Below are 18,098 nucleotides of genomic sequence, written 5' to 3' on the forward strand. Positions count from 1 at the left end.
CCGTTTTTCATGGCCGCAAGGCACTTGCTTGTGATGCGTGCCCGCGCGGATTGCGCTACAACTCTTCCAACTTGCAGGATGGTTTGCGGAGCGGGCGCCTATGACGTCGGAGATGCTGCTGGCGCTGTTCTGCATCGGCGCCACCTTGCTGTTCCTGGGCATCCGCCGCGCCTTGATCCTGCGAGCCGACCGGCAGATCCGCCGCTGCGGCGCCACCCTGACCGCCGAACGCGATTCCCTGGAAGGCCAAGCCAACGAGCTTGAGGCCATGCAGGCCGAGATCGGGGAGATGAAGGCCAAGCTGGTCGAACTGTCGACCGAAAAGCTGATCCTCAACCGCCGCGGCGGCAAGCGCGCCGCCACCACGCGCCGCTTCATCCACGAGATCGGCCGGCATGAGCCGGGACGCAACCGCTTCGTCTTCCGTCTGGCGATGGCGCCCGGCTTCACCGCCCGTCCCGACGCCAAGGCGGTGGTCCATCCCGCCATCTGGCGCTTCGAGAACGAAGCGCAGGTCTGGGCCTCCGACTTCGCCGCCGCCCAGATGCTGACCCGCAACATCTTCCACGACGGGGTGGGCGTGACCGTTTCCAGCGAGAACGCTGATGAAGAGGCGGTTGCCGGAGCCGGAGCCGTCGGGCCATGACCATCGTCTGGCTGCTGGGGGCGGTCACCAGCCTTGGCGTCGGCATGCTGGGCGAACGGATCCTCGGCATCCGCGCCCGCCGCCAGTCGGAGAAGCTGGCCGCCCTGAAGGAACGGCTGGACGTCTACGCCAATTACGCCAAGCTCGCCGCCGTCCGTCGGGTGGAGGCGGAGGAGACACTGGCCGGCCTGCGCCGCGAGGTGGCGGAAGTCGAGGGCGAGATCCTGTCCCTGCAGGCCGCCATGACCGACGATACCGCCTTGGCGCCGATGGAGTTCCACTGCGTCGACCGCGTCGCCCGCTCCAGCGGCCCGCTGTGGTATGTCGCGGTGGAGGCGCTGGATGCCACCGCCCCGTGGACGGGCGTGCGCACCTATGCCGTCGCCGCCGACAGCGCGGAGGACGCCCGCAAGCGGATCGCCGAACGCCACCCCTCCCCGACCGCCTTCGCCATCTCCCCCGCCGCCCCGCTGGTGCTGCCGGAGGGTTGAGGGAGTTCGCGGTTTGGGGAGTCGTCGGCTGACGATGCCCCCACCCTAACCCTCCCCCGCTACGCAGGGGAGGGAACTCCGCCACTCTCCCGAACAAGCACTTGCCCCCTCCCCCGCCCAGCGGGGGAGGGTTGGGGTGGGGGTCTGACGCGCCCAAAGAAAAAGGGGCGCCCCAACCGGAGCGCCCCCGTTTTCCCATCAACCGCCGATCAGGCGTTGTTCATGCGGTTGTCGATCAGGTCGGTCACGACACCCGGATCGGCCAGCGTCGAGGTGTCGCCCAGGCTGTCATGCTCGTTCGCGGCGATCTTGCGCAGGATGCGGCGCATGATCTTGCCCGAACGGGTCTTCGGCAGGCCGGGAGCCCACTGGATCAGGTCGGGCGAGGCGATCGGGCCGATCTCCTTGCGGACCCAGGCGACCAGTTCCTTGCGCAGTTCTTCCGTCGGGGTCTCGCCGGCGTTCAGCGTGACGTAGGCGTAGATGCCCTGGCCCTTCAGGTCGTGCGGATAGCCGACGACCGCGGCCTCGGCGACCTTCGGGTGGGCGACCAGCGCGCTTTCGACCTCGGCGGTGCCCATGCGGTGGCCGGACACGTTGATGACGTCGTCGACGCGGCCGGTGATCCAGTAATAGCCGTCGGCGTCGCGGCGGCAGCCGTCACCGGTGAAGTACTTGCCCGGGAAGGTCGAGAAGTAGGTCTGGACGAAGCGCTCGTGGTCGCCGAACACCGTGCGCATCTGGCCCGGCCAGCTGTCGGCGATGCAGAGGTTGCCCTCGGTCTCGCCTTCCAGGATCTGGCCTTCGTTGTCGACGACGACCGGCTGGACGCCGAAGAACGGCTTGGTCGCCGAGCCCGGCTTCTGGCCGATGGCGCCGACCAGCGGGGTGATCAGGATGCCGCCGGTCTCCGTCTGCCACCAGGTGTCGACGATCGGGCAGCGGGCGTCGCCGACCACATTGTAATACCACAGCCACGCTTCCGGATTGATCGGCTCACCGACCGAACCCAGCACGCGGAGCGAAGCGCGCGAGGTCTTCTTGACCGGGCCCTCACCCTCGCGCATCAGCGAGCGGATGGCGGTGGGCGCGGTGTAGAAGATGTTGACCTTGTGCTTGTCGATGACCTGCCAGAAGCGCGAGACGTCCGGGTAGGTGGGCACGCCTTCGAACATCAGGGTGGTGGCGCCGTTGGCGAGCGGACCATAGACGATGTAGCTGTGGCCGGTGACCCAACCCACGTCGGCCGTGCACCAATAGACCTCGCCGTCCTTGTAGTCGAAGACATACTCGTGGGTCATCGACGCGTAGACGAGATAGCCGCCGGTGGTGTGCAGCACGCCCTTCGGCTTGCCGGTCGAGCCGGAGGTGTAGAGGATGAACAGCGGATCCTCGGCGTTCATCTCCTCCGGCGGGCAGTCGGCGGAGACGCTGTCCATCTCTTCGTGGTACCAGAGGTCGCGGCCCTCGGTCCAGGCGACGTCGCCGCCGGTGTGCTTGACCACCAGCACATGCTTGACCATCGGCGCTCCGGCCACCGCCTTGTCGGCGTTGGCCTTCAGCGGCACCCTGCGGCCGCCGCGCAGGCCCTCGTCGGAGGTGATGACGAAGTGGCTGTCGCAGTCGACGATGCGGTCCTTCAGGCTGTCGGGCGAGAAGCCGCCGAAGACGATGGAATGGATGGCGCCGATGCGGGTGCAGGCCAGCATCGCATAGGCGGCCTCCGGGATCATCGGCAGGTAGATGGTGACGCGGTCGCCCTTCTTGACGCCGTTCTTCTTCATCACGTTGGCGAGACGGCAGACCTTCTCGTGCAGTTCCTTGTAGGTGATCGCCTTGGAAACGCCGGGGTCGTCGCCTTCGAACAGGATCGCGGTCTGGTCGCCGCGGGTCGCGAGGTGGCGGTCGATGCAGTTGGCGGAAACGTTCAGCGTGCCGTCGTAGAACCAGCGGATGTGGACGTCGTCATTGTAATTGACGTCCTTCACCTTGCTATAGGGCTTGATCCAGTCGAGCCGCTTGCCCTGCTCGCCCCAGAACGCCTCGGGGTCCTTGACCGACTGCTCGTACATGCGGGCATAGGCTTCCGCGTTCACGTGGGCGGTCGCCGCGATCTCGGGCTTCACCGGAAAGAAGCTGTTGTCGGTCATGAGTGCGATTCCCCCGTTGCTTCCGAATTGGCCGGAAGATGTTGCAGGGCGGCGGGCCGCCGCCCGGAATTGAGCGGCATTATCCACACAAGTTGCGGGACGAACAAGCAAATCGGCCCCTGCAGGCCCCCCGACCAAAGGAGGATTGTGTCGCTGATTTTGCAGCGCGAGACTGTTTCTTCCTCAAGCATACCAAGGCACGCAGGTTTCGGCGCCGTTCGGGCAGGGAGAGCGCGGGTCCATTGCCGCGACCATCCGCCGCGCCGCGGTGCAGCATCGGCCATGTCGGCTCTGTAACGAACCGTCCCTTGCTTAACCCGACCTTAACCGACCGACCGCTATAGAGTTGCTGCATCACGGTAACGATCATCGGCGGCAAGGATCGCAATGGCCAGCACCACCAACGCGGACGATCTTCCCGAAGCGGGCGACACCGCCAGCCGCCTGACCGGTCTGGCAGACGGCATCAGCCTGACGGCCATCGACGCCACGCTGCGTGCCCTGGGCGCGCCCCTCACAGCCACCTCCGCCGCCGGCATGGCCGACATCGCCCGGCGCATGCTGCAGGCGACCAACGACTTCCACGCGGCGATGCAGGACGCGGCGGAGTAACAGTTGTTTCGATTGAGTGGGGAGCGTGTCGGCGTTTGCCCCCTCCCCGACCCTCCCCCGCTAAGGCGGGAGAGGGTGCCTTCTGCGAAGCGGCGGTAGTCCCCTCCACCGCCAAAGGCGGGGGAGGGTTAGGGAGGGGGCATGCGGCAGCACCCCCCTCACGCCGGCACGCCGACTCCCGCCAGATCGCACACCCGCGCCCATTCCTCCTCGCTGACCGGGCAGACCGACAGGCGGGACTGGCGGACCAGGGCCATCGACTGCAGCAGCGGGTCGGCCTTGATCTGCTTCAGCGTGACGGGCGTCTTCACCGGCATCACCGGGGCGACGTCGACCATGCCGAAGCGGCCGGACTCGTCGCTGGGGTCCGGGTAATAGGTGCGGACGATCTCGACGATGCCGACGATCTCCAGCCCTTCGTTGGAGTGATAGAAGAAGGCGCGGTCGCCTACCTCCATCGCCTTCAGATTGTTGGACGCCTGGTAATTGCGCACCCCGTCCCAATGGGTCCGGCCGTCGGCAACCATGCGGTCCCAGGAATATTTGAACGGCTCGGATTTCACCAGCCAGTAGGCCATCGCCGGCGCTCTCCCGCTCAGGCCTTGGGGTAGACGCGGCGCCAGGGCCGGATCGTCACGCTGTCGAACAGGCCGGCCTTGGCATAAGGGTCGCCGGCGGCGAAGTCCTGCGCCGCGGCGGCATCGGCGCACTCGACGATCAGCAGGCTGCCGACCATGCCGCTCTGGTCGTCCGACAGCAGCGGACCGGCGACGAAGAGGCGGTCGGCGTTGGCCTCCAGATAGGCCAGATGCTCGGCACGGTTGGCGGCGCGGATATCGGCGGCACCCGCCTTGTCGACGCAATGGAACATGAACAGCATGCGGTTCGCTCCTTCAAACGGTGGAGCGGGAGCCTAGCGCAGGGGCCGGCCGCGGGGAAGCCTCGGCTGCGCCTTCACACCACCACGCGCGGACGCCGTGGCGGTGTCTTGCCACCCTTGCATGGTGAATAGCCGCCGGGGGCGATGCGGCCCGGATTGATCCCGGTGCGCGAGATGTCGCCAAAGCCGCGCAGCCCCATCTCCGCCGCGGCGACCAGCGCGATGCGGCCGCAGGCCTCGGCGTCGCTGCCGGCATGGTGGTGGTCCAGCGCGATGCCCAGGAAGTCGGCCAGATGGTTCAGCCGGTGCGCGGTCAGCGTCGGCCAGGCGCGCCGCGCCATCACCACGGTGCAGAGATAGTCGCAGGCCGGCCAGTCCAGGCCATAGTCGGTCAGGGTGTGGCGCAGGACGCTGATGTCGAAGGCGGCGTTGTGGGCCAGGATCAGCCGGCCCTGCACCCGTTCGCGCAAGGTCGCCCACACCTCCGGGAATTCGGGGGCGTCGGCGACGTCCTCCTCCCGGATGCCGTGGATGGCGCTGTTGAAGGAGTTGAAGCGCATCTCGCGCGGGCGGATCAGATGCTCCTCCGTCCGGGTCACGCGGCCGTCCTCGATCCAGGCGACGCCGATGGAGCAGGCGCTGGTGCGGGTCTCGTTGGCGGTTTCGAAATCGATGGCGACGGCGTGGCCGGAAACGACGGTCATTGAGATCCGATGAGCAGGCAGGTCACAGGCGCAGAATGCTTGCAAGATCCTCGGGCAGCGCATCTTCCGCCACCAGAACCCTCAGCTTCAGCAGGCTGGCGACCGCCATGGCGTCGGTGATGGCGCCGTCCATCACCAGATCGATCACCTCAGCGAAGGGCAGGCGGCGCACCGCCAGGACCTCGGTCTCGTCGGGAGCGGAGTCGCCCTGCTCCAGGCCCCAAGCGACGAAGGTATAAGCCACCTCGTCGGTGATGCAGTTGGACAGATGCATCTTCATCAGCGGCATCCAGCGCCGCGCCGTCAGGCCGGTTTCCTCGCGCAGTTCGCGCGCCGCGGATTCCTGCGGCTCCAACCCCTTGCGCCCGCCGCCTTCGGGAATTTCCCAGCTGTATTGCTTCAACGGGAAGCGGTACTGGCCGACCAGCGTCACCGTGCCGTCGTCATGGATCGGCACGACGCCGGTGGCGATGCTGCGGGGATGGACGACGCCGTAGATTCCCGGGGCGCCCTTCGGGGTCAGAACCTTGTGTTCGACCACCTCCATCCAGGCGTTTTCGTATTTCGTCGTGCTGGTCAGCACGGTCCAGGGATTGCCGGTGTCCTCACCGGTTTCGATCGGCACGCGAAGCCCCCTTCGTCGGTTGCGACCGGAGTATAGTGAGGCAGCACCTCTGCCGCAATGGCCGCACATAGCAAGCCCACAGACAAAAACCGGTAAAATTTTCCAACAATTGGCGAAAACAAAGTCGAAATCGTTAAATATTGGTTTCTTGACAGATAATTCGGTCGCACCTACTTCTAAATCGCAGTGCCGGATGCCTATGTCACGCCTCAGAAGGGGTGGTACGGCAGGTCCCCCTTGACCTGGAAAGGACAGATGCGTGGTTCCGCAGATCAGTCCGCAGGATTTGGAGCGGTGGCGTAACCCCGACTGGCGCATCCGTTTGGCCGCCTGGTGGGAGGGTTATGACCTGTCCCGCCTGCCCCGCGTCTCGCACCGGTCTGACCTGCGTAACCTGGCGGAGCGGCGCCATGCCGGACCGGTGGATGCGGTCGGCACCGTCATCCGGCCTGTGGCGGCGTCGGATCCGGCATCGCCCGACCCGGCATCGTCCGACCCGGCGGCCGGCGGCAATCCGGAACTGGACCGTCTGGCGCTGATGCAGCTCGACCGCCACGGCGAACCCGTCTGGTCGCCGGCGCGCAGCGAGGGTGCGCAGCTTCTGTGGGGCCGGGACATGACCGGCCCGGAAGAGGCGGCCTGGATGGTCGACTCCGTCCGCTCCTTCGGGCTCAATCCGGCCAAGAGCGTGCTGGACCTGTCGGCCGGCCTCGGCGGCACCGCCCGGGCGCTGGTGGAAAGCTGCGACACCTGGGTGACCGGGCTGGAGCCGTCGCCGCTGCTGGCGAAGCTGGCGATGGACCGGTCGAAGGCGCTGGGCCTGTCGAAGAAGGCGCCCATCGCCCATTACGACCCCGAGCATTTCAACCAGGCCGGCAGCTTCGACCTCGTGATGGCCGACCGCATCGTCCACCGGCTGCGCGACAAGGAGCTGTTCCTGGACCGTGTCGGCGACTGCGTGAAGCCCAAGGGCGGCATCGCCCTGTTCGATTACGTGATCGACGGCACCCCGGGTTCCTGGGACGCCTGGAACGGCTGGCGGGAGGAGGAGCCGATGGAGGTCTATCCCTGGACCGCCACCCGCATGGCCGACGAGCTGACCCAGCGCAACCTCGACCTCCGCATTTCGGAGGATCTGACCCAGCTGCACCGCCGCCACATCATCGACCGGGTGCGCAGGCTGGCCGACACGCTGGCGAACGCCGTTCCGCCGCCGGCCCCGGTGCTGGCGGCGCTGAAGCGGGAGCTTGCGCTGTGGTGGGCCCGGCTGCGGGTGCTGGGCAGCGGCCTGCGCTTCGTCCGCTATGTGGCGATGAAGCCGGCGTGAGAGGCCGCACCCGTCAGCGGATCAGCCCGATGCGGTCGAGCCGCAGGGCGGCCGGCCAGCGGGTCGGTTGGTCCAATGCCGAAGGATCGACGGAGAAATGCCGCAGATCGGCCCGGCCGACGAGGTTCTCGGCGGGAACGAAGCCGACGCCGCCGGCCGTTGCCGCCACCCGGCTGTCCAGAGAATTGCTGCGGTTGTCGCCCAGCATGAAATAATGGCCGTCCGGCACCCGCAGCGGCGGCGTGTCGTCAAGACCATCGCGCCCGGCCACATGCAGGACCCGGTGTGCAGGCCCGCCCGGCAGATGCTCCACGAATTGCGGGATGGTCCGGTGCCGACCGTCGGCCGCCGTCTCGACGAAATCCTCCACCCGCTCCAGCACCGCCGGCTGGCCGTTCACATACAGAACGCCGCCCCGCATCTGCACGACATCGCCCGGCAGCCCGACCAGCCGCTTCACATAGGTCTGCGCCGGGTCGCGCGGCAGGCGGAACACCACGATGTCGCCGCGCTCTGGTGCATGGCCCAGGACCCGCCCGGCAATGGGAAGCGCATCGAGAGGGAAGGAGTAACGGCTGTATCCGTAGGGGAATTTGCTGGCGAACAGGAAATCGCCGACCTCCAGCGTCGGCTCCATCGATCCCGATGGGACGTGAAAGGGCTGCGCCACCACCGAACGGGCGCCGAGGGCGACCAGCCCCGCGACCGCCACCGTGCGGATCATTTCCCAAAGACCACCCCTGCCCTGCATCGCCTGCCTCCCGCATCCGTACCGGTACGCGCGCAGCAGACTAGACCGACAGCGCAGCCGCTGAAAGGCATATTCACTTCCGGATAGCCTAAAACTTTGTAATGTATAGACCACCGCGCCGTAACCGTTTCCAATACCGAAGCGCACGCCAACTCTCGGCCCGTGGGCCGGACTGCCTCCTTTGTCTTGCGGCGGGGGTCATGTGGCGCGTTGATAGACCGGCCTTGCGCCCTACATCTTGGCTGTATGGCGCGTCCTGTCCGGCGGCCTTCCAGTCCATCCGACGAGAAGCCTCTTCACAGGCATCGTTCCCGGTGCCCGCCCGAACCAAAAGCCACGATCCGGACGGCCGGATCCAAAAGCCACAGAAGCCAAGGAGTCTTTCCCGTGACCACCTTCACCGGCCAAGATTCGCTCAAGACCCGCCGCTCCCTCACCGCCGGCGGCAAGAGCTACGACTATTTCAGCCTGAAGGCCGCCGAGGATGCTGGTCTCGGCGATCTGTCGCGGCTGCCGTTCTCCATGAAGGTGCTGCTGGAAAACCTGCTGCGGTTCGAGGACGGACGCACCGTCTCGGTCGACGACGTGAAGGCGGTGGCCCAGTGGCTGGTCGACAAGCGGTCGGATCGTGAAATCGCCTATCGCCCGGCGCGCGTGCTGATGCAGGACTTCACCGGCGTGCCGGCGGTCTGCGATCTGGCGGCGATGCGCGAGGCGATGGCGTCGCTGGGCGGCGACCCGACGAGGATCAACCCGCTGGTTCCGGTGGACCTCGTCATCGACCACTCGGTGATGGTCGACTATTTCGGCGGCGCCGACGCCTTCCAGAAGAACGTCGACCTGGAGTTCGAGCGCAACCTGGAACGCTACGAGTTCCTGCGCTGGGGCCAGAAGGCCTTCGACAATTTCCGTGTGGTGCCGCCGGGCACCGGCATCTGCCACCAGGTCAACACCGAGTATCTGGCGCAGGTGGTGTGGGCCGACAACGACCCGTCGGGCAAGCCGGTGGCCTATCCCGACACGCTGGTCGGCACCGACAGCCACACCACCATGGTCAACGGCCTGTCCGTGCTGGGCTGGGGCGTCGGCGGCATCGAGGCGGAGGCGGCGATGCTGGGCCAGCCGATCTCCATGCTGATCCCCGAGGTCGTCGGCTTCAAGCTGACCGGCCGGATGAAGGAGGGCATGACCGCCACCGATCTGGTGCTGACCGTCACCCAGATGCTGCGCAAGAAGGGCGTGGTCGGCAAGTTCGTGGAGTTCTTCGGCCCGGGGCTGGACAGCATGACGCTGCCCGACCGCGCCACCATCGGCAACATGGCGCCGGAATATGGCGCCACCTGCGGCATCTTCCCGATCGATGCCGAGACCATCCGCTACCTGACCTTCACCGGCCGCGACCCCGACCGCGTGGCGCTGGTCGAGGCCTATGCCAAGGCCCAGGGCATGTGGCGCGAGCCGGGCAGCCCCGACCCGGTCTTCACCGACGTGCTCGAACTGGACATGGGCACGGTGGAGCCGTCGCTGGCCGGGCCGAAGCGGCCGCAGGACCGCGTCGCCCTGTCGGGCATCGCCCAGGGCTTCGCCAAGGACATGACCGAGGCCTACAAGGCCGACGACCCGAACAAGGCGGTTCCGGTCCAGGGCACCGACTACAGCCTGGAACAGGGCGCCGTCGTCATCGCCGCCATCACCTCCTGCACCAACACCTCCAACCCGGCGGTGCTGGTCGCCGCCGGCCTGCTGGCCAAGAAGGCGGTTGAGAAAGGGCTGAAGCAGAAGCCGTGGGTCAAGACCTCGCTGGCGCCGGGATCGCAGGTGGTCACCGACTATCTCGCCAAGGCCGGGCTGCAGCCCTATCTCGACCGCATCGGCTTCAACATCGTCGGCTACGGCTGCACCACCTGCATCGGCAATTCCGGCCCGCTGCCGGAGCCGATCGCCGCGGCGGTCGAGGAGGGCAACCTCGTGGTCGGCGCCGTGCTGTCGGGCAACCGCAACTTCGAAGGCCGCGTCAACCCGCACACCCGCGCCAACTATCTGGCCTCGCCGCCGCTGTGCGTCGCCTATGCGCTGGCCGGAAACCTGAACATCGACCTGACCAGGGACCCCATCGGCACCGGCACCGACGGCCCGGTCTATCTGAAGGACATCTGGCCGAGCAACCGCGAGGTGCAGGACGCCATCGACGCCTCGCTGACCGCCGAGATGTTCCGCAGCCGCTATTCCGACGTGTTCAAGGGTCCGGAACAGTGGCAGGCCATCGCCACGGCGGAGGGCCAGACCTACCAGTGGCAGGAAGGCTCCACCTACGTGAAGCTGCCGCCCTTCTTCACCGGCCTGACCAAGACGCCGGACCCGGTGTCGGACGTGCGCGGCGCGCGGGCGCTGGCGGTGCTGGGCGATTCCATCACCACCGACCACATCTCCCCCGCCGGCTCGATCAAGAAGACCAGCCCGGCCGGCGAATATCTGCTGAGCTATCAGGTGCGGCCCAGCGACTTCAACAGCTACGGCGCCCGCCGCGGCAACCATGAAGTCATGATGCGCGGCACCTTCGCCAACATCCGCATCCGCAACGAGCTGATCCCCGGCGTCGAAGGCGGCGAGACCAGGCATTACCCGTCGGGCGAGCGGCTGCCGATCTACACCGCCGCCATGCGCTACGCCGACGAGGGCGTGCCGCTGGTGGTGGTCGCCGGCAAGGAATACGGCACCGGGTCGAGCCGCGACTGGGCGGCGAAGGGCACCCGCCTGCTGGGCATCCGCGCGGTGATCGCCGAGAGCTTCGAGCGCATCCACCGCTCCAACCTCGTCGGCATGGGCATCCTGCCCTTGCAGTTCAAGGACGGCGTCACCCGCGCCGACCTGAAGCTGGACGGGTCGGAGACCTTCGACATCGCCGGCATCGAACAGGACCTGCGCCCGCGCAAGGACGTCACCCTGACCCTGACCCGCGCCAGCGGAACGGTGGAGACCTACCCGCTGCTGCTGCGCATCGATACGCTGGACGAGGTGGAGTATTACAGGAACGGCGGCGTGCTGAACTTCGTGCTGCGGAATCTGGCGAAGTAAGGCCTTGCTCCATAAACTGCCGACAGGGAACGGCTTTCCCTGTCGGCAGCCCGGCGACAGCAGGCTCCGACACCGGAGCGTGTGGTAAACAAGCGCCACTCTCTCGAAAGAAGCGCTTGACCCCAGGCGACCATTGTCCTACCCCTTCGAATAGGTAGGTAGCTAGGAACCTACCTATTTGCACAAGCCCTCAAACCCGGCCTACGTATCCGCATCTTGCGTGAGCCGGGGCGAACAACATGGGTTAACGCCATGCCGAACCTTCAGGACGTCGTCGACAATCCCGAACTGATTCAGGAGTCGATCAGGACCATGATGAGCCTGCGTGGCAGCCGCGGCGAGGTTTGCCTGAACCACGGCATTCGCACCACGGAAGAACTCGATGCCCTGGTGCGCCGCTCCCTGGAACACAACGCGTCCGACGACGTCGACGTCGCGGCGTTCCGCCGGCTGTTGGGTATCGAACAGGAATGAGCGGCGGTGCCGGTGCGGCGTCATCCGCTTCCCCGATCATCATTTCCGATGATATCCGACAGCAGATCTACACGAACTATGTCGGTTTCCTGATCGAGGCATGCCGCGTCTTCCGGCTGCCTCTCTCCTGCGTCGAGTACAGCCAGCAGGAGCTTGCCCTCGCCATCGACGAGGCGGAGATCGACGTGCAGGCGATGCAGGCGCGCCGCTCCCGTACCCACGGCATTTCATCCGGCAAGATCGCCGGGGTCCTGGCTTTCCGGCTCAGCCGCTTCAAGATCGTTCATTTCAAGGAAGCTGCCTGGGCGAACAGCCATTTCCATCTGGTGCAGGAATTGGCGGCCACCCTGCTGGTGCGCAAGCTGTTCATGCCCTGCCAAGTGCCCGCGAAGAACATCCTCGAACTCAGCTACCAGCTCTCGCGCCGGCACGCCAACCAGGAAACCGCCGGGCTGTTCTTCGACGCCTTCGCGGCGGGCTGACGTAACGATACATCCACCCAACCCTCACGCCGCCCCGGCGCTTGCCATCATGCGGCGCAGGTCGTTGGGGAAGACCGGCTTGTGCAGGATGCGGAAGCCGCGGCGCTCGGCCTCCTCCTGGCGTTCGGTGCTGGTGTCGCCGGTCAGGATGATGCCGGGGACCGTCTGGCCCAGCATGGTCTGGACGGCACTGACCGCCTCCGGACCGGTGCGGCCCTGCTGGAGCTGGTAGTCGGCCAGCACGATCTGCGGGCAGCGGCCGTCGGCGCGCAGCCGCTCCATCGCCTGATCGCCCGACTTGGCGGTCAGCACGTCATAGCCCCAGCCTTCCAGGATCGCCTTGAGGCCGAGCAGGATGATCGCCTCGTCGTCGATCACCAGCACCATGCCCTTGGCCTCCGTGGCCCCGGAAACAACCGGGGCGGCAATCGTCGCCGCTCCCCCCTTCGCGGCCCCGCCACCGCTCCGCCCGCCGCCGAAGGCGTTGGCGATGGCGCTGATCGCCTGACCGCGGTCGTTGGCGGCGTTCGCGGCGGCATCATTGGCAACGGAGTGGCGCGCCAGCGTCGCCGCGGCAGCGGCGGTGCCGCCGGCCGGACGCGACGTGCTCCGGGAGTTGCCCTTGGGAGTGCCGAGGATCACCCGCGGCAGCTCGACCGCGAAGGCCGAGCCCCGGCCCTCCCACGAGCGCACCGTCACCGGATGACCGAGCAGGCGCGACAGGCGCTTGACGATCGCCAGACCGAGGCCGAGGCCGCGTTCGCTGCGCTCGCCCAGCTGGGTGAACTCCTCGAAGATGTCCTCCAGCCGGTCGGCGGGGATGCCGCTGCCGGTGTCCCACACCTCCACCCGCATGCCGGACGGGGTACGGCGGCAGCCCAGCAGCACCTTGCCCTTGGTGGTGTAGCGCAGCGCGTTCTCGACCAGATTGCGCAGGATGCGTTCCAGATGGGCCGGGTCGGTGCGGACCCAGGCGCGGGTCGGCACGGCGCGCAGTTCCAGCCCTTTCTGGGCGGCGCGCGGGCCGTATTCGGCGACCAGCCGGCCGAGCAGCTGGTTCAGCCGCACCTCGACCGGGGTGGCGACGATCTTGCCGGATTCCAGCCGCGACATGTCCAGCAGCCCGTCCAGCAGGGTCTTCAGCGTGTCCAGCCCCTGGCGGATGTTGTCGAGGATCGGCAGGGCCGGATTGCCCTGCAGCCGGTCGCTCAGCGCCGCGGTGAACAGGTAGAGCGACTGCACCGGCTGGCGCAGGTCGTGGCTGGCGGCGGCGAGGAACTTCGACTTGCCCTCGTTGGCCTGATCGGCCTCCTCCCGCGCGCGGCGCAGTTCGGCCTCGGCCTTCTTGCGGTCGGTGACCTCGACGGCGGCGCAGGTGACGCCTTCCACCCGACCGGAGGGGTCCCGCAGCGGATCGACGGTCAGGTCGAAGAAGCGATCCTCACCCTTGCAGCGGATGCGCACCTCTTCCCGCGCGCCGACGCCGCTGTCCATCACGCGGCGCTTCAGCGCCATCATGCCGTCGGCATCCTCGCCTTGGTCGAACAGGTCGGCGTCGGTACGGCCGATCAGCGCGTCGGGAGCGACGCCGAGCCATTCCGAATGCGCCCAGGTATAGCGCAAATCCTGGTCCTGGTTGAACACCACCACGCCGGAATTGCGCAGGCCGGTGCGCACGCGCTCCTCGGCGACGCGCAGCGCCTCCTCGGTGCGCTTGCGCTCGGTGATGTCGATGCCGGTGGCGATCAGGTGGGTGACATGGCCGTCGGCGTCGACCATCGGGGTCAGGTTGACGTCCACCGTCATCTCACGCAAGGCCGTCTCACGGCCTGCCGTTTCCCTCCCCGGCGCCAGCCGCAGCCCGGCGTCGAAGCGGGAGGACCGCCCGCCCGCTCCCAGCGCCAGCGCCTGCCGCAGCCGCTCGCGCCCGGCGTCGTCGAAGGACAGCCAGCAGATCTCGTCGAATGGACGGCCGATGATGCGCGCGGCCGGCAGCCCGGCGGCGTCGGCCGCGACGCGGTTGACCTGGGCCACCGCCCCGTCCGGCGTCAGCACGCCGACGAAGGCCGGCAGCGCATCCAGCACCGCGCGGATGTGGCTCTCCGACTGGCGCAGCGCGGCTTCCCGCGCCTCCAGCCGGTCGGCCATGGTGTCGAAGGCGTGGCCGAGCTGGCCGATCTCCGACGAGCGGTCGGACAGCTTGACGCGGGTGGTGGTCTTGCCCTCGCTCCAGTCGCGGGCGGCCGAGACCAGCGCGTCGACCGGGCGGCGGATGAACAGGGTGCCGCCGATCCAGGCGGCGGCGGCGGCAACCAGGAAGCCGGACAGGGTCATCAGCAGCCCGTCGCGGGTGGCGCGGTCCACCGCGCCCATCGCGGCGCTGCGGTCGACGCCGACGCTGATGAACAGGTCGCGGATGCCGGCGGACGGCGGGGAATAGGCCAGGATGCGCGGCACGCCGTCCAGTCCGGGAAGCGTCGTCAACCCGACATCGGCGCCCGACAGCAGCGGCAGATAGCTGGCCGGCAGCCGTTCTCCCGGACGGCCCGACGTGCCCGGCAACTTGACCAGGATGGTGCCGGAGCGGTCGGCGACGGTCAGGGTGGTGTTCTCCGGCATCGGACGGGTGGCGAACATGGCGGACAGCCGCGACACGTCGAGCGACAGCGCGACCACCCCGGCCCGCCGTCCGCCGGCATCGGCATAGGGAGCGGCCACCGGCAACTCACCGCCGGCATCGCCGGAGTGGGTGATCGTCCATTCGCCGACGGAAAAACGTCCCTGGGCCATCGCCCGGCGGAAATGCGGCTGGGCCGCCAGAGAGGCGCCGATGCGCGACGGGTCGGCGCTGCACAGGATGCGGCCTTCGGCGTCGGTGATCGACAGGGTCCGGTAATCGGCGGAGCGGGCGGCCAGCCGTTCCAGATAGGACTGGCAGTTTTCGATCTCGCCCCGGCGCAGGAATCGCGTCTCGGTCACCGCCGTGACCATCAGGCGGGCACTGTCGATGATGCGGAAATGCTCGTTTTCCACCTGACGCAGGAGCCGCTCGGCCTGGAGGGTGACGTCGGCCTCGCGCTCCGCCCGCTGTTCGAGCACGCTGTAGATCTGGATTCCGATCGCCGGAAGCACCGCGAGCAGGACCAGGATGAAGAGGCGTGCCAGAAGGGTCATGGCGTAGACGAGGCTCCTCCGCGAAGCCGACCGGATGGAACAGCAGACGCCCCACCGTGCCGCGCATCTATCGCTAACGCACTTATGGTTAAGCGTCGGTTAATTTAGAGAACTGCGGCCCAGCATGAACGAAAAGATATGAACGAAAGTCGGTAGATTTTCTCTAAAGTGCCGGTAATTGAGTGACATTGACATCCGAACTCCAAACATACCACCATCGGACGGCTAGGGCCAAAAGGGGTATGCCGGCACCACTTCCTCGATTTCCCGCGCGCAAGTCGAACAGTGACTTCCGCAGCCCCGATTTATGCCGAAGACCGGCGGAGGGAACAGCGCACGGAATGCACTGTTGAAGGCTTGCGATGACATCCTTCCTCCTCCCCCCGCTCCGCACCACTCCCCAGGGCACGCCGCGCCGCGTGGGGGTGGAACTTGAATTCGCCGACCTGGACGCGCCGTCCGCCGCGGCCTGCGTGCACAGGCTGTTCGGCGGAACGATCGCCGTCGAGAACCCGCACCGATGTCTGGTGACGGGAACCCGGCTCGGCGACTTCACGGTGGAGCTGGACATGCGCTCCGCCCACAGCGGCAAAGGAGGGGTGGCGATGCTCGACCCGCTGCGTCCGCTGTGGGGCAACATCGGCAGCCTGGTGATGCCCTTCGAGATCGCCGCGCCGCCGGTGACGGTGGAGCAGATGCCGGACCTGGAGGAGATGGTCGCCCGCCTGCGCGCGCTCGGCGCCGCCGGGACGGAGGCCAGCCCGCTCTTCGCCTTCGGCCTGCATTTCAATCCGGAAGTGGCGCGAACCGACGGCGATTACCTGCTGGACACCTTGAAGGCCTTCCTGCTGCTGGCCCCCTGGCTGCGGCGGGAGATCCGCGTCGACGTCACCCGGCGGCTGTCGGGCTTCATCGCCGCCTTTCCGACGCCCTACGCCGCCAAGGTGGTCGATCCCGCCTACCGTCCCGATCTCGGCGGGCTGATCGACGATTATCTGGCCGACAACCCCACCCGCAACCGCGAGCTGGACCTGTTCCCGCTGTTCGCCCATCTCGACCGCGACCGGCTGGCCGCGGCGATGGAGGACCCGCATATCCGGCCGCGCCCGACCTTCCATTACCGGCTGCCGAACGCGCGGCTGAGCGACCCCGGCTGGTCGCTCGCCGCCGACTGGAACCGCTGGGTGACGGTGGAGCGGCTGGCCGCCGACCGCGCCCTGCTGGACAGTCTCGGCACCGACTACCGCCGGGCCACCGAGGCGCAGCAGCTTGACGGCTGGGCCGAGCGCATCGACGCCCTGTTTGCCGCCGATCCGAGCCTGCGCAATTCGACCCCGCATGGAGCCTCCGGCCAGGGCGATGTCATGGACGACTCCGCCCGTCAGGCGGGCTGAGGGGATCGCCATGGCATCCATCGTCGGCAGGTCCCGGCCGCTGGTCGGCATCACCGCCTCGATCCATGGCAGCCGCATCGCCGCCATGGCCAACCGGCTGGCCCTGTGGCGGGCCGGCGCCTCGTCCGTCCGGATCACGGCCGAGTCTCCCTTTCCCATCGACAGGCTGGACGCGCTGGTGGTCGGCGGCGGCGACGACATCGACGCCTCGCTCTACGGCGAATCCGCCCGCCCGCAAATCCGCATCGATCCCGAACGCGACCGGCTGGAGTTGCGGGCGCTGGACTGCGCGGCGAAGATCGCGCTGCCGGTGCTGGGCATCTGCCGCGGTTCGCAGATGATCAACGTCCACCGCGGCGGCTCGCTCCACGTCGACATCCACGAGGTGTACGAGGAGGCGCCGCACATGCGCACCGTGCTGCCGCGCAAGCGCATCCGGATCGAGCCGGACAGCCGGCTCTACCGCATCCTCGGCATCGCCGAATGCCGGGTGAACGCCCTGCACCACCAGTCGGTGGATCGTGTCGGCGACGGGATGCGCGTCGTCGCCCGCGAACGGGCCGGCGTCGTCCAGGGCATCGAGGCGCCGAACGAGCCCTTCCTGATCGGCGTGCAATGGCATCCGGAATATCTGGTCGCCGACAACCGCCAACAGGCGCTGTTCCGCCGTCTGGTCGCCACCGCCGCCGGCACCGCCCCGCTGGACGACTTCGTGGAGGCTCCGCCCCGCCGTTCGGTCCGCGCATCCGGCTGAGGGCGCGCTTGAGCCGTTCCGGGTCTCTCATGCCCGTTTTCATCATGCCCGAAACGACGCGGGCGCCGCCGGAGGGATGGCTCCGGGGCGCCCGCGGTGACTGCCGCGATGCGGAAGGTTACTGGCTGCCGCCCTGGTCCGGGCCGCAGTTCGGGGTGCCCGGCGGGCAGTGGGTGCCGGTGGCGGTCTGGTTGTCGCGCGGGACGGTGCTGCCGGTGTTGTTGCCCATGCCCGACGGCGCGGTGGTCACGCCCGGCATCGACGAGCCGGAGCCGTTGCTGTAGGTGCCCGACGAACCGGACGTGCCCGGCATGTCCACACCGCCGGTCGAAGCGCCGGCCGACGGCGAGGTGGTGGCGCCCGGCGCGGTGCGGACGACGCCGTCGGGGCCCTTATAGCTGCTTTCCGGGGCGGTGTCGTACGCGCCGCTGCTCTTGAGGGCGCCGGGGCTCTCCGACTGCGCCGTCTGGGCCATGGCCGGTGCGGCCATCAGGAGAACCGCAGAAACGGCGCCGATCATCAGGTTACGCATCCTCGAACTCCTTCATGGTGGCAACGC

Annotated in this window: 17 protein-coding genes; 9 read left to right on the plus strand and 8 right to left on the minus strand. The window is 67.9% G+C overall.

Annotation, left to right across the window (positions count from 1 at the left end; all coding sequences use genetic code 11):
- The first annotated feature begins 100 nt into the window (after positions 1-100).
- Positions 101-646, plus strand: coding sequence for a hypothetical protein (locus PWS46_RS10875; protein WP_434614862.1), 546 nt, complete (start codon positions 101-103; stop codon positions 644-646).
- Complete coding sequence (locus PWS46_RS10880) at positions 643-1,137, plus strand: hypothetical protein (RefSeq protein ID WP_434614865.1); 495 nt, start codon at positions 643-645, stop codon at positions 1,135-1,137. Before PWS46_RS10875 ends, PWS46_RS10880 begins: the two co-directional genes overlap by 4 nt.
- 209 nt (positions 1,138-1,346) lie before the next feature.
- On the opposite strand, the gene acs is transcribed toward PWS46_RS10880, so the two are convergent.
- Positions 1,347-3,287, minus strand: coding sequence for an acetate--CoA ligase (acs, locus tag PWS46_RS10885; RefSeq protein ID WP_434614868.1), 1,941 nt, complete (start codon positions 3,285-3,287; stop codon positions 1,347-1,349).
- A 387-nt stretch (positions 3,288-3,674) separates the two neighbouring features.
- Here acs and PWS46_RS10890 point away from each other — a divergent pair, with 387 nt between their 5' ends.
- Positions 3,675-3,899, plus strand: coding sequence for a hypothetical protein (locus PWS46_RS10890; protein ID WP_434614871.1), 225 nt, complete (start codon positions 3,675-3,677; stop codon positions 3,897-3,899).
- Positions 3,900-4,057: 158 nt separating this feature from the next.
- Here PWS46_RS10890 and PWS46_RS10895 read toward each other — a convergent pair whose 3' ends face one another.
- From PWS46_RS10895 to PWS46_RS10910, 4 genes are all read right to left on the minus strand, one after another.
- Complete coding sequence (locus PWS46_RS10895) at positions 4,058-4,477, minus strand: EVE domain-containing protein (protein WP_085090178.1); 420 nt, start codon at positions 4,475-4,477, stop codon at positions 4,058-4,060.
- A 17-nt stretch (positions 4,478-4,494) separates the two neighbouring features.
- Entirely contained in the window at positions 4,495-4,779 is a 285-nt protein-coding gene (locus PWS46_RS10900) for a YciI family protein (protein ID WP_434614874.1), read from the minus strand.
- A 74-nt stretch (positions 4,780-4,853) separates the two neighbouring features.
- Positions 4,854-5,483, minus strand: a complete 630-nt coding sequence (locus PWS46_RS10905; RefSeq protein ID WP_434614877.1) for a 3'-5' exonuclease — start codon at positions 5,481-5,483, stop codon at positions 4,854-4,856.
- A 22-nt stretch (positions 5,484-5,505) separates the two neighbouring features.
- Positions 5,506-6,108 (minus strand): NUDIX domain-containing protein, encoded by a 603-nt coding sequence (locus PWS46_RS10910; RefSeq protein ID WP_434614880.1) that lies wholly within the window; start codon positions 6,106-6,108, stop codon positions 5,506-5,508.
- A 259-nt stretch (positions 6,109-6,367) separates the two neighbouring features.
- Between PWS46_RS10910 and PWS46_RS10915 the strand changes: the two genes are divergently transcribed.
- Positions 6,368-7,435 carry an SAM-dependent methyltransferase gene (locus tag PWS46_RS10915; RefSeq protein ID WP_434614883.1) on the plus strand — a complete coding sequence of 356 codons (1,068 nt, stop codon included), beginning with the start codon at positions 6,368-6,370 and terminating at the stop codon, positions 7,433-7,435.
- Positions 7,436-7,448: 13 nt separating this feature from the next.
- On the opposite strand, the gene lepB is transcribed toward PWS46_RS10915, so the two are convergent.
- Complete coding sequence (gene lepB / locus PWS46_RS10920; RefSeq protein ID WP_434614886.1) at positions 7,449-8,186, minus strand: signal peptidase I; 738 nt, start codon at positions 8,184-8,186, stop codon at positions 7,449-7,451.
- A 387-nt stretch (positions 8,187-8,573) separates the two neighbouring features.
- Here lepB and acnA point away from each other — a divergent pair, with 387 nt between their 5' ends.
- The 3 genes from acnA to PWS46_RS10935 all read left to right on the plus strand — a co-directional run bounded on the left by acnA (position 8,574) and on the right by PWS46_RS10935 (position 12,217).
- Entirely contained in the window at positions 8,574-11,261 is a 2,688-nt protein-coding gene (gene acnA / locus PWS46_RS10925; protein WP_434614889.1) for an aconitate hydratase AcnA, read from the plus strand.
- A 252-nt stretch (positions 11,262-11,513) separates the two neighbouring features.
- The gene (locus PWS46_RS10930; protein ID WP_434614892.1) at positions 11,514-11,735 is read left to right on the plus strand and encodes a hypothetical protein; all 222 of its coding nucleotides are present in this window, start codon (positions 11,514-11,516) and stop codon (positions 11,733-11,735) included.
- Positions 11,732-12,217 carry a hypothetical protein gene (locus PWS46_RS10935; RefSeq protein WP_434614895.1) on the plus strand — a complete coding sequence of 162 codons (486 nt, stop codon included), beginning with the start codon at positions 11,732-11,734 and terminating at the stop codon, positions 12,215-12,217. The genes PWS46_RS10930 and PWS46_RS10935 overlap by 4 nt, the downstream gene beginning before the upstream one ends.
- A gap of 24 nt (positions 12,218-12,241) precedes the next feature.
- Here the strand turns inward: PWS46_RS10935 and PWS46_RS10940 are convergent, their stop codons facing one another.
- On the minus strand, positions 12,242-15,391 hold the full coding sequence (locus PWS46_RS10940; protein WP_434614898.1) for a PAS domain-containing protein: 3,150 nt from the start codon (positions 15,389-15,391) through the stop codon (positions 12,242-12,244).
- Between the two features lie 362 nt (positions 15,392-15,753).
- Between PWS46_RS10940 and PWS46_RS10945 the strand changes: the two genes are divergently transcribed.
- Together PWS46_RS10945 and PWS46_RS10950 are read left to right on the plus strand one after the other, a co-directional pair.
- Positions 15,754-16,785 (plus strand): amidoligase family protein, encoded by a 1,032-nt coding sequence (locus tag PWS46_RS10945; RefSeq protein WP_434614901.1) that lies wholly within the window; start codon positions 15,754-15,756, stop codon positions 16,783-16,785.
- A gap of 10 nt (positions 16,786-16,795) precedes the next feature.
- On the plus strand, positions 16,796-17,539 hold the full coding sequence (locus PWS46_RS10950; protein WP_434614904.1) for a gamma-glutamyl-gamma-aminobutyrate hydrolase family protein: 744 nt from the start codon (positions 16,796-16,798) through the stop codon (positions 17,537-17,539).
- A 118-nt stretch (positions 17,540-17,657) separates the two neighbouring features.
- On the opposite strand, the gene PWS46_RS10955 is transcribed toward PWS46_RS10950, so the two are convergent.
- Entirely contained in the window at positions 17,658-18,071 is a 414-nt protein-coding gene (locus tag PWS46_RS10955) for a hypothetical protein (RefSeq protein ID WP_434614907.1), read from the minus strand.
- Positions 18,072-18,098 lie beyond the last annotated feature (27 nt).

Origin of the sequence: Azospirillum sp. B2RO_4, assembly GCF_051124815.1 — a bacterium.
Taxonomy (GTDB): domain Bacteria; phylum Pseudomonadota; class Alphaproteobacteria; order Azospirillales; family Azospirillaceae; genus Azospirillum.

Bases quoted from the DNA above. Each gene is read 5' to 3' on its own strand.
- PWS46_RS10880 (WP_434614865.1), top strand. From the start codon at position 643: ATGACCATCGTCTGGCTGCTGGGGGCGGTCACCAGCCTTGGCGTCGGC.
- PWS46_RS10950 (WP_434614904.1), top strand. From the start codon at position 16,796: ATGGCATCCATCGTCGGCAGGTCCCGGCCGCTGGTCGGCATCACCGCC.
- PWS46_RS10940 (WP_434614898.1), bottom strand. From the start codon at position 15,391: ATGACCCTTCTGGCACGCCTCTTCATCCTGGTCCTGCTCGCGGTGCTT.
- PWS46_RS10895 (WP_085090178.1), bottom strand. From the start codon at position 4,477: ATGGCCTACTGGCTGGTGAAATCCGAGCCGTTCAAATATTCCTGGGAC.
- PWS46_RS10890 (WP_434614871.1), top strand. From the start codon at position 3,675: ATGGCCAGCACCACCAACGCGGACGATCTTCCCGAAGCGGGCGACACC.
- PWS46_RS10955 (WP_434614907.1), bottom strand. From the start codon at position 18,071: ATGCGTAACCTGATGATCGGCGCCGTTTCTGCGGTTCTCCTGATGGCC.
- PWS46_RS10935 (WP_434614895.1), top strand. From the start codon at position 11,732: ATGAGCGGCGGTGCCGGTGCGGCGTCATCCGCTTCCCCGATCATCATT.
- acs (WP_434614868.1), bottom strand. From the start codon at position 3,287: ATGACCGACAACAGCTTCTTTCCGGTGAAGCCCGAGATCGCGGCGACC.
- PWS46_RS10875 (WP_434614862.1), top strand. From the start codon at position 101: ATGACGTCGGAGATGCTGCTGGCGCTGTTCTGCATCGGCGCCACCTTG.
- PWS46_RS10930 (WP_434614892.1), top strand. From the start codon at position 11,514: ATGCCGAACCTTCAGGACGTCGTCGACAATCCCGAACTGATTCAGGAG.
- PWS46_RS10900 (WP_434614874.1), bottom strand. From the start codon at position 4,779: ATGCTGTTCATGTTCCATTGCGTCGACAAGGCGGGTGCCGCCGATATC.
- PWS46_RS10905 (WP_434614877.1), bottom strand. From the start codon at position 5,483: ATGACCGTCGTTTCCGGCCACGCCGTCGCCATCGATTTCGAAACCGCC.
- PWS46_RS10945 (WP_434614901.1), top strand. From the start codon at position 15,754: ATGACATCCTTCCTCCTCCCCCCGCTCCGCACCACTCCCCAGGGCACG.
- lepB (WP_434614886.1), bottom strand. From the start codon at position 8,186: ATGCAGGGCAGGGGTGGTCTTTGGGAAATGATCCGCACGGTGGCGGTC.